12 protein-coding genes are annotated in these 10200 nt (G+C 69.9%); 9 read left to right on the top strand and 3 right to left on the bottom strand.

Annotated elements, in window-relative coordinates; all coding sequences use genetic code 11:
• Positions 1-71: 71 nt before the first annotated feature.
• On the bottom strand, positions 72-302 hold the full coding sequence (locus tag C1I97_RS23165; protein ID WP_111005117.1) for a hypothetical protein: 231 nt from the start codon (positions 300-302) through the stop codon (positions 72-74).
• A 58-nt stretch (positions 303-360) separates the two neighbouring features.
• On the opposite strand from C1I97_RS23165, the gene map reads away from it, so the two are divergent.
• Together map and C1I97_RS23155 are read left to right on the top strand one after the other, a co-directional pair.
• Positions 361-1218, top strand: coding sequence for a type I methionyl aminopeptidase (gene map, locus C1I97_RS23160; protein WP_111005116.1), 858 nt, complete (start codon positions 361-363; stop codon positions 1216-1218).
• 185 nt (positions 1219-1403) lie between these two features.
• Entirely contained in the window at positions 1404-2051 is a 648-nt protein-coding gene (locus C1I97_RS23155; protein ID WP_111005118.1) for a biliverdin-producing heme oxygenase, read from the top strand.
• Between the two features lie 24 nt (positions 2052-2075).
• Here the strand turns inward: C1I97_RS23155 and C1I97_RS23150 are convergent, their stop codons facing one another.
• Entirely contained in the window at positions 2076-2708 is a 633-nt protein-coding gene (locus C1I97_RS23150; RefSeq protein ID WP_111005115.1) for an ATP-binding protein, read from the bottom strand.
• 141 nt (positions 2709-2849) lie between these two features.
• Between C1I97_RS23150 and C1I97_RS23145 the strand changes: the two genes are divergently transcribed.
• From C1I97_RS23145 to C1I97_RS23135, 3 genes are all read left to right on the top strand, one after another.
• The gene (locus tag C1I97_RS23145) at positions 2850-3722 is read left to right on the top strand and encodes a helix-turn-helix domain-containing protein (protein WP_111005114.1); all 873 of its coding nucleotides are present in this window, start codon (positions 2850-2852) and stop codon (positions 3720-3722) included.
• On the top strand, positions 3719-3922 hold the full coding sequence (locus C1I97_RS23140; RefSeq protein WP_111005113.1) for a DUF397 domain-containing protein: 204 nt from the start codon (positions 3719-3721) through the stop codon (positions 3920-3922). The genes C1I97_RS23145 and C1I97_RS23140 overlap by 4 nt, the downstream gene beginning before the upstream one ends.
• Positions 3923-4199: 277 nt before the next feature.
• Complete coding sequence (locus C1I97_RS23135) at positions 4200-4604, top strand: nuclear transport factor 2 family protein (RefSeq protein WP_111005112.1); 405 nt, start codon at positions 4200-4202, stop codon at positions 4602-4604.
• 313 nt (positions 4605-4917) lie between these two features.
• On the opposite strand, the gene C1I97_RS23125 is transcribed toward C1I97_RS23135, so the two are convergent.
• Positions 4918-5607, bottom strand: coding sequence for a PhzF family phenazine biosynthesis protein (locus C1I97_RS23125; protein ID WP_111005111.1), 690 nt, complete (start codon positions 5605-5607; stop codon positions 4918-4920).
• A 272-nt stretch (positions 5608-5879) separates the two neighbouring features.
• Between C1I97_RS23125 and efeO the strand changes: the two genes are divergently transcribed.
• The 4 genes from efeO to C1I97_RS23105 are packed head-to-tail and all read left to right on the top strand — an operon-like array spanning position 5880 to position 10200.
• Positions 5880-7058 (top strand): iron uptake system protein EfeO, encoded by a 1179-nt coding sequence (gene efeO / locus C1I97_RS23120; RefSeq protein ID WP_111005110.1) that lies wholly within the window; start codon positions 5880-5882, stop codon positions 7056-7058.
• A 44-nt stretch (positions 7059-7102) separates the two neighbouring features.
• A complete protein-coding gene (efeB, locus tag C1I97_RS23115; RefSeq protein WP_111005109.1) occupies positions 7103-8362 on the top strand; it encodes an iron uptake transporter deferrochelatase/peroxidase subunit in 1260 nt (419 codons plus the stop codon).
• Between the two features lie 4 nt (positions 8363-8366).
• The gene (gene efeU, locus C1I97_RS23110; protein ID WP_111005108.1) at positions 8367-9239 is read left to right on the top strand and encodes an iron uptake transporter permease EfeU; all 873 of its coding nucleotides are present in this window, start codon (positions 8367-8369) and stop codon (positions 9237-9239) included.
• Positions 9199-10200, top strand: coding sequence for a hypothetical protein (locus tag C1I97_RS23105; RefSeq protein WP_111005107.1), 1002 nt, complete (start codon positions 9199-9201; stop codon positions 10198-10200). Before efeU ends, C1I97_RS23105 begins: the two co-directional genes overlap by 41 nt.

The following is a 10200-nucleotide window of genomic DNA, read 5'->3' as shown; positions in this document are numbered from 1 at the left end:
GCCCGCCACCCACTCGGCTCGGCTGCCGGTGAGCCCGGCCGGCAGCCGAGCCTCCCCGGCCTCCGGCCCGGTCAGCCCTCCTCGGTGCCGCCCGTCGGCGCGTCGTGCCAGCGGGGGTCGTTCTCCCACTCGAGGTTGCGTTCGCGGGCGGTGTCCATCGCGTGCTGGGCCTCCCCACGGGAGGCGTACGGGCCGAACCGGTCCTTGGCGGGGCACTCGGGCCCCTCCTCGACCTTCTTGTGCACCAGGCAGTAGAACCACTCGCCCGGCTTTCCGGCGGTCTGCTTTTTGAACAGGGCCATGACCAGCTCCTCTCGCCACCGACATGTTCCCCCATCACCCCCGGATAGACTCGCGAACATGTCTGGCCAGTCGTTGCTCGCGCCCGGGGAACTGTCCCCGCCCCGTTCCGTGCCCGGAAACATCCGCCGCCCCGAGTACGTCGGCAAGCCCGCGCCGACGCCGTACACCGGCCCGGAGGTGCAGACGCCGGAGACGATCGAGGCGATGCGGACCGCCGGGCGGATCGCCGCGCAGGCGATGGAGGAGGCGGCCAGGCACATCGCGCCGGGCGTGACCACGGACGAGCTGGACCGGGTGGCGCACGAGTTCATGTGCGACCACGGCGCCTACCCCTCCACGCTGGGCTACCGGGGCTTTCCCAAGTCGCTGTGCACGTCGGTCAACGAGGTGATCTGCCACGGCATCCCGGACTCGACGGTGCTGCGGGACGGCGACATCGTCAACCTGGACGTGACGGCGTACATCGGCGGGGTGCACGGCGACAACAACGCGACCTACCTGGTCGGCGACGTGGACGAGGAGAGCCGCCTGCTGGTGGAGCGCACCCGCGAGGCGCTGAACCGCGCGATCAAAGCGGTCCGTCCGGGCCGGCAGATCAACGTCATCGGCCGGGTCATCGAGTCGTACGCCAAGCGTTTCGGCTACGGCGTGGTCCGCGACTTCACCGGCCACGGCATCAACACGTCGTTCCACTCCGGGCTGATCGTCCCGCACTACGACAGCCCGCACGCGACGACGGTCATGCAGCCGGGGATGACCTTCACGATCGAGCCGATGCTGACGCTGGGCACCTACGAGTACGACGTCTGGGACGACGGCTGGACGGTCGTCACCAAGGACCGCAGGCGCACCGCCCAGTTCGAGCACACGCTGGTGGTGACGGACACGGGCGCGGAGATCCTGACGCTGCCGTAGCGCCGCGCTCGCCTCGGCGGGGCCCGTCCTCTCCGGAGGGCGGGCTTTTCTGTGCTCACTTTCTGTGCTCACTGCGCCTGCCGTGTTCCGGAGATCACATCCCGGGGTAGAGATTTCCCGACAAGCTGTCGGCAAACCTCTTGACTTAGGTTAGCCTTACCTTAAAGGACGTTCCCATGAACCCCGTGGACTCCTTCTCGGCCCTCGTCCGCACCGCGTCCCACGAGCAGCACATGGAGGCGGAGACCTCGACCTTCATGAGCGATCTGCTCGGCGGCCGGCTCGGCGTGGAGGCGTACACGCGCTACACCGAGCAGCTGTGGTTCGTGTACGAGGCACTGGAGAGCGGGGCCGAACGGCTGGTGTCGGATCCGGTCGCGGGGCCGTTCATCCGCCCCGAACTGTTCCGGCTGGCCGCGCTGGAGCGGGACCTGGCGCACCTGCGGGGCCCGGAGTGGCGGTCGGCCCTCACGGCCCTGCCCGCGACCCGCGCGTACGCCGACCGGGTGCGCGAGTGCGCCGAGCGGTGGCCGGCCGGCTACGTCGCCCACCACTACACCCGCTACCTCGGCGACCTCTCCGGCGGTCAGATCATCCGCGACAAGGCGGAGAAGACGTGGGGCTTCACGAAGAAGGGCGACGGGGTCCGCTTCTACGTCTTCGAGGGCATCACCAACCCGGCCGCGTTCAAGCGGAACTACCGCGCACTCCTGGACGCCGTCCGGGCCGACGACCTGGAGAAGCAGCGGATCGTGACCGAGTGCAAGCGGGCGTTCGCCCTGAACACGGCGGTCTTCCACGCCCTGGGCGAGGAGTTCCCCCTGTCGGCCTGACCGCTCGGTCGTGGCCGTCGTGGATCATCCGGAGCACTCCCCCGCCCGTACGGCCAACGACTCGGCCGCGTGCACGCGCAGCACCGGGCCGTCGTCCAGCGTCAGCACCACGGCGGGCCCGCCGGACGCGTACTGCTCGCTCCGTACGCCGCGGACGGTCCGCCACGCGCCCCACGCCCGCACCTGCTGTCCGGCCCGGACCAGGACCGCGGCGACCTCGCGCACGTCGGGCCGGGCGACGATGTGCGGCGCCTTCAGCTCCGCGAACACCGTCTTCCCGATCCCGGCCGCGCGCTCCTCGTAGCCCCAGCGATGCGCGAGCGCCGCCACGAGCAGCAGCCCTCGCCCGCACGTCTCGTCCGCGCCGGGCTCCCGGACCTCCGGCCTGCCCCCTCCGGCATCGCTGACCTCCAGCCGCAGCAGCCCCTCCCCCACGTCGCGCGCGATTCGCACCCCGACCTGCCGACCGCCCGGCACGGGCACGCGCAACGCGTTGGTGACGAGCTCCGAGAGCACCAACTCGGCGTTCTCCAGCACCTCCTGACCGACACCCCAGTCACCGAGCACGGCGTGCAGCAGCGCTCGCGCCCTCGGGACACTGCGACGGCTTCGCGGGAGCCGGAAGGTGACGTCGTTCGATGCAAGGTGTTCTGGCATGGCGCCCCCAAAGGGTCGATCTCAGGCAACGATCCGCAGCATATGAATGGGCGCAACGTTGCGCGGGATTACATTGCTTGGTTCACCCCTTCGAGTAATGCGCGCCGCTTCGCGAGTGGCACCTCTGATAGGGAGTTGCTCATGCCTACTGTCAGACCGTCCACGGTGCTGGGGCGCCAACTGGGGGACGAACTCAGGAAATTCCGCGAGGCCGCAGGCGTCTCCATGGCGCAGGCCGCGGAGGTGCTCGACTGCACCAAGGGGAAGATCAGCCGCATTGAGAACGGCCACGTCCCTGTGCGCACGCCCGATCTGATCGCGCTCATGCAGGCGTACCAGGTGGCAGAGACCGAGGCGCAGGAGCGCCTCGCGGCGCTTGCCCGCAGGGCCAATCGACGGCGTCGGGAAGGCTGGTGGCACCAGTACGCCTCACTGCTCAGCGACACGTACCTCGATCAGATCGAGATGGAGTCCATCTGCGAGAGTATCCGGACCTGCCAGGTGCAGTTGGTTCCCGGGCTCCTTCAGACGGAGGAATACGGACGGGCGGTGACCGTGGCGTCACGGGCCTGGCAGACAGCCGAGGAGATCGACCAGTTCGTAAGGGTGCGGATCGCCCGCCAGGAACGGCTCACCGGTGAGACCCCCATCGAGTACTGGGCGGTGCTGGCGGAAGGTGTCCTCCGCCAGCAGGTGGGCGGTCCCGATGTCATGAAGGCACAGTTGTACCACTTGGTGGCCATGGCGCAGCAGCCCAACATCACCATCCAGGTACTCCCGTTCTCGCGCGGGGCGCACTCGGGCATGTTCGGCCCGTACCTGCTGCTCGCCTTTCCGCAGATGGCCTCACTCGACCTCGTGCTCACCGAGACGCCGACCGGCAACATCTGGATGGAACGGGAGGCCGAAGTGGCCTGTTACCGGGCACTCTTCGACGATGCCCGGATGGCAGCATTGCCACCGACGGAATCACTCGAGCTGATCCAGCGCGTCGCCAAGGAGTATGGTTCATGAGCAACGGAACCCCGGCCGGAACTGCCGTCAACGCAGTGATATGGCACAGGAGCAGTTACAGCGGCGGACAGGGCGACTGTCTCGAACTCGCCCTCGACCACCCCACCCTCGCCCCCGTCCGCGACAGCAAGAACCCCGCCGGCCCGGCGATCCCCTTCGGCCGCGACACCTGGCGCACCTTCGTCGCACACCTGGGCTGAGGGCCGCGGCCCACGCCCTCGGTGCGGACGGGCCTATAGAATCCGGTGCGCTTCTTCACCCGGAAAGCGCCTCCGGAAACAGCGGGAATAAGGACCTCGACGTTCCTTATTCTCACTGGCCCGAGCAACTTTTCGCTCACATGGCCACCAGTCGGACAGCCCGCCTCGTGAAACTGGAGCCGAGTCGCCGCGTCAGGCGGGCTAGGCTGGCACCGTTGCCCATCAAGCGTTCCCAGGTCGCCGAATCGCTCCGGCCACGTGCAGAAGGGACCATGCGATGGATCCTGACATCCGGACCAGGGCCGCACTCGAGGAACACTGGCGGGCATCGGAACATGGGGACACCGAAGCCGAGCACGCCATCTACGCCGCGGACGCCATCCTCGACTACCCCCAGTCAGGTGAACGGTTCCGGGGCCGCGCGAAGATTTCGGCGCAACGTGGCGGGCACCCCGCCAGCCGGCACTTCACCGTCCACCGAATCGTCGGCAGCGGAGATCTGTGGGTGAGCGAGTGCGTCATCACGTACGACGGGGTGCCCACCCACTCGGTGAGCATCATGGAATTCGCCGACGGGCATGTGGTGCGCGAGACGCAGTACTTCGCGGACGCCTTCGGTGCGCCTGAGTGGCGGACAGCACTCGCGGAGCCGATGCCGGGCAGGAATATCGCCAGGGCCTGACCGCACGCGTCAGCACACGGCCGACTACCAGCAGTTCACCATGGACGGCCCGCTGGTCGACACCACGATTCCCTACCGTTCCTTCGACAGCGGAGCCGACGGCTCGATGACCGGCACGGCCCGCGACCTCAACCATTTCCTCACCGCCCTGGCCGGCGGACGGCTGCTGAGGCCCGCCGGGCTCGCTGCCATGAGGACAACCGTCCCGGTGCCGCGGGACAGCGGCCACCCGGCCGTCACCCGGGACGGCCGGGGACTGTTCTTCACCCCCCTGTCCTGCGGCGGCGGTCACCTCGGGACTCGACACGCCCTCTCAGCGTTCCAGGATCACCCTGCCGCCGATCTCCACCCAGCCCTCCGGCTGCGGTGCCGTCAGAATCTGTGAACCCACGCCCTGCGTGATGTTGAGGGCACGGCCGAGTCGTGCCGTCAGCAGCAGGGCCGCCGCGCCCGTGGCCTCGTCCTCCTCGATGTCCCCGGTGCAAGCCCCGGCTCCACTGGAGCGGCTGTCGCCGCGCTCATCGATTCGGCCCGGGAAGGCGCGGGCGCGGATGCGGCCGGCTGCCTCGTCCTCCCAGGACCAGGCGTAGATCCACTCGCCGGGCGGGGGGACGGGGAGGGCGTCGACCTCGGCCGCGGTGGCGTACTGGCGCAGGGTGCGCGGCGGGGCCCATTCCGGGCGGGCCTCGATCCAGGTGAACTCGCCGTCCAGGCGAACGCCGACCGTGCCGGCGGGGGTGACCAGTTCCGGGACGTCCAGCAGCCAGGCGGTGCCCACGCACGGGTGGCCGGCGAAGGGCAGGCGCAGGGTGGGGGTGTAGATGTCGATCGCCCCGCGCTCGGGGTCGTCGACGAACACCGTCTCGCTGAAGCCGAGTTTGGCGGCCAGCTCCTGGCGGTCGTCCTGGGCGGGGATGAGCGAGCCGTTGCGGACGACGCCGAGTTCGTTGCCGTAGCCGCCGTTCGCCGCGCAGAACACGCGCAGCACGTCGTAGTCAGTCACCGGGGCATTGAAACATCGAGGGGACGGTGCTGCCGCATCCGCGACGGGGGCGCGGCTCACGGCCCCGCGGCCGGCCTTTGACTTTCCCATGACTGATTCTTTGCGGCCACTTGGTCCATTTGCGATCGGATCGTTCCCTTATGCCGTCCGTGAGAGCCGAATCACGTTCCCCGGGTGTGGCGATCAGGCAAGCCTCGGTTAAGTTAGGCAAGCCTCACCATCCTGCATGGGTGCGGCCACGTCACTTTTGAGCCACCTCCGGGAGCCCTCGCATGCGAGCCGTCCGACTCTCCGTCGTCACCGCCGTCGCCACCGCGGCCGCTCTGACCTCCGTGACGGCCTGCACGCAGAAGAGCGGCGGCGACAGCGGTGACCACGTGATCGACGTGATCGCGAAGGACGACTCCTGCGAGGTGTCGAAGAAGGAGTTTCCGGCCGGACACGTCGAGCTGGCGATCGAGAACAAGGGCTCGAAGGTCACCGAGGTCTACGTCCTCTTCCCCGACGACCGGATCGTCGCCGAGCGCGAGAACATCGGCCCCGGCACCAAGCAGCGGGTCACCGCCGAGGTGAAGGCGGGCGACTACGTGATCGCCTGCAAGCCCGGCATGAAGGGCAAGGGCATCCGCCAGGACGTCAGGGCGACCGGCGGCGGCTCGGCCGCCCGGCGGAACCCGAAGCTGGACCAGGCCGTCGCCGCCTACCGCCAGTACGTCCAGGAGCAGGCCGACCAGACCCTGCCCCTCGTCGAGACGTTCGTGAAGGCCGTCAAGGCCGGTGACGTGGAGGCCGCGAAGAAGGCGTACGCCCCCTCCCGCCTGGGCTGGGAGCGGACCGAGCCGGTCGCCGAGTCCTTCGGCGACATCGACCCGAAGGTCGACCTGCGCGAGGCCGACCTGGAGCCCGGCCAGAAGTGGACCGGCTGGCACCGGCTGGAGAAGGCGCTGTGGAAGAGCGGGAAGATCGGCGCCGAGGAGAAGACCCTCGCCGACCAGCTCGTCACCGACCTCAAGGACTGGCAGCAGCGGGTCGGCACCGCCGAGATCACCCCGACCTCCATGGCCAACGGCGCCAAGGAACTCCTCGACGAGGTCGCCACCGGCAAGGTCACCGGCGAGGAGGAGTTCTTCTCCCACACCGACCTGGTCGACTTCAAGGGCAACGTCGAGGGCGCGGAGAAGGCGTACGAGCTGCTCGAGCCGGTCGCGCGGAAGAACGACCCGGCGCTCGCCGAGGAGCTGGACAAGCAGTTCGCCGCACTCGACGCGCTGCTGGACAAGTACCGCACGGGCAAGAAGGGCGAGGCGGACCAGGCGGGCAAGACGGACCAGGCCTCGTACGAGTTCGTCTCCTACGACAAGGTCGGCGAGGACGAGCGCAAGGAGCTCTCGGACGCGGTGAACGCGCTCGCCGAGCCGCTGTCCAAGCTGGCCGCCGCGGTCGTGAAGTAGCCGGGAAGCAGTCGGGAAGCAGGCATGAAACAGGGAAACGGGAGATGACCGAGACCCAGGGCAGGAGCCCGTCCCGCCGCGCCGTGATCGGCTGGGGCGGGGCCGGGATCGCGCTCGGCGCGGTGACGGCCGGCGGCGCGGTGGCGATGGCCAAGGGCGGCGACGGCACGGATCCGGGCGGCGCCCGGGCGGGCGGCGCGGTGGAGTTCCACGGCGTCCACCAGGCCGGCATCGCCACCCCCGTGCAGGACAGGCTGCACTTCGCCGCGTTCGACGTGAAGACCGACGACCGCGCCGAGTTCGTACGGCTGCTGAAGGACTGGACGGCCGCGGCACGCCGGATCACCGCCGGCAAGGAGGTCGGCGAGGGCGCGTACGGCGGACTCGCCGAGGCACCGCCCGACGACACGGGCGAGGCGCTGGGCCTGCCGCCCTCGCGGCTGACGCTGACCATCGGCTTCGGGCCGTCGCTGTTCGAGAAGTTCGGGCTGAAGGACAAGCGGCCGGCCGCCCTGGTCGACCTGCCCCCGTTCCCCGGCGACAACCTGGAGCGCTCCCGCACCGGCGGCGACCTGTGCGTCCAGGCCTGCGCGGACGACCCGCAGGTCGCCGTGCACGCGATCCGCAACCTGGCCCGCATCGGCTTCGGCAAGGTCGCCGTCCGCTGGTCCCAGCTCGGCTTCGGCAAGACCTCCTCGACCACCCCGGACGCCCAGACCCCGCGCAACCTCTTCGGGTTCAAGGACGGCACCCGCAACATCGCGGGCACCGAGCCGGACCGGCTGAAGGAGTTCGTGTGGGTCGGCGACGGGGACGGCGGCGCGAACGACGCCTGGATGCGCGGGGGTTCGTACCTCGTCGCCCGGCGCATCCGGATGAACATCGAGACCTGGGACCGGGCTCCGCTGCAGGAGCAGGAGGACATCTTCGGCCGGGACAAGGGCGAGGGCGCCCCGGTCGGCAAGGCCAAGGAGCACGACGAGCCGTTCCTGAAGGCGATGAAGCCCACCGCGCACGTACGGCTCTCGCACCCCGACTCCAACGGCGGGATCACGATCCTGCGCCGGGGCTACTCCTTCACCGACGGCACGGACGGACTGGGCCGGCTGGACGCCGGGCTGTTCTTCCTGGCCTACCAGCGCGACCCGCGCAAGGGATTCATCCCGCTCCAGCGCAGGCTGGCGGCGCACGACGCGCTCAACGAGTACATCCAGCACGTGGGATCGGCTGTCTTCGCGATCCCACCGGGCGTTCGCGACGCGAACGACTGGTGGGGCCGCACGCTGCTGTCCGAGGAGGTGTAGGCCCGTGTTCTCCAACTATCTGATCGGTCTGCGCGAGGGGCTGGAGGCCAGCCTCGTCGTGTGCATCCTGATCGCCTACCTGGTCAAGACCGGCCGCAGGGACGCCCTGAGGGCGATCTGGACCGGCATCGGCATCGCGGCCGCCATCGCCCTGGGCTTCGGCTGCGTCCTCGAATTCGGCTCCCAGGAGCTGACGTTCGAGGCGCAGGAGGCGCTCGGCGGGACGCTGTCGATCCTCGCGGTGACCCTGGTGACCTGGATGGTCTTCTGGATGCGGCGCACCGCCCGGCACCTGAAGTCCGAGCTGCACGGCAAACTGGACCAGGCGCTGGCGCTGGGCACGGGCGCGCTGGTCGCCACCGCGTTCCTGGCCGTGGGCCGGGAGGGCCTGGAGACCGCGCTGTTCGTGTGGGCGTCCGTGCACGCGGCCTCCGACGGCACCCCGCGCCCGCTGATCGGCGTGGCGCTGGGCCTGGCCACGGCCGTCCTGCTGGGCTGGCTGTTCTACCGGGGCGCGCTGAAGATCAACCTCGCCAAGTTCTTCACCTGGACCGGGGGCATGCTGGTCGTGGTCGCGGCGGGCGTGCTGGCGTACGGCGTCCACGACCTGCAGGAGGCCAACTGGGTCCCGGGGCTGGGCAACCTGGCCTTCGACATCAGCGGCGCGATCCCGCCGGACAGCTGGTACGGCACGCTGCTGAAGGGCGTGTTCAACTTCCAGCCGGACCCGACCGTGCTGCAGGTCACGGTGTGGCTGCTGTACCTGGTCCCGACACTCGCCCTCTTCCTCTCCCCGGTAGGGTTCGCCTCCGGGAAGGGGAAGGTGACGGTAGCTGATGAGCAGGGTTCGCGGCCCTCGGAGGCTTCGCAGGCTTGAGAGTTGGGCGTCGGCGGCGGTCGCGGTGACCGTGCTGGCGCCGGCGGCGAGCGGGTGCGTGGTGGTGCACGGCGAGCGCGAGGTGCTTCCGGCCACCACGCCCGCGGAGGCGGCGAAGGCGCTCGAGCGGTTCACCGAGGCCTACAACAAGGCCGACAAGGCCTACGACAGCTCCCTGGACGCGGACCACGTCACCGGCGCGCTCGGCGCCATCGACGCGGCGCGGCTGAAGGCGGGCCGTGCCAACAACCCCGGCGGCAACCCCACGCACACGCCGCTGACGCTGACGGACGCGAAGTTCACGATCCCCAAGAAGGCGGGCTGGCCGCGCTGGTTCGTCGCCGACGCCCAGGGCAACAAGGGCGGGGACGTGCGCTGGCTGATGGTGTTCCTGCGGTACGACGCCGGCGAGCAGTGGCGGGTGGCGTATCTGACGCTGGTGGCGCCCGGGAAGGTGCCGGAGTTCGAGAAGGACGCGGACGGGCTGGCGGAGGCCGTGCCCGAGGACACCGCCGGACTGGCGGTCGCGCCCGGTGACCTGAGCCAGGCCTACGCGACGTACCTGAAGAGCGGCGGGAACACCTTCGCCCCGGGCACGCACACCACCGGCTGGCGCGAGCTGCGCGCCCAGGCCGCGAGTCGGCCGGGGCTGGCCCGGCAGTACATCGACCAGCCGCTGGCGGACGGCGCGTACGCCCCCCTGGCGCTGCGCACCGCGGACGGCGGCGCGCTGGTCTTCTTCACCACCCGCCACTACGAGAAGCAGACCGCCGCCCAGGGAGCCACCGTCCCCACCCCCAACAAGAACGTCCAGGCCCTGACCACCGGCGAGATCAGGCAGTCCCTGACCATGGAGTTCCTCTCCAACGAGATGGCCCTCGACCCACCGAAGGGCACGGGCGACCAGCAGGTGTCGATCCTGGCCCGCGTCCAGGGACTCACGTCGGCCCGGGGGGAATGA

Source organism: Streptomyces sp. NTH33, assembly GCF_003236365.1.
Taxonomy (GTDB): domain Bacteria; phylum Actinomycetota; class Actinomycetes; order Streptomycetales; family Streptomycetaceae; genus Streptomyces.
The sequence above is the reverse complement of the archived record's forward strand: the minus strand, read 5'-3'. Positions and strand labels throughout refer to the sequence as shown.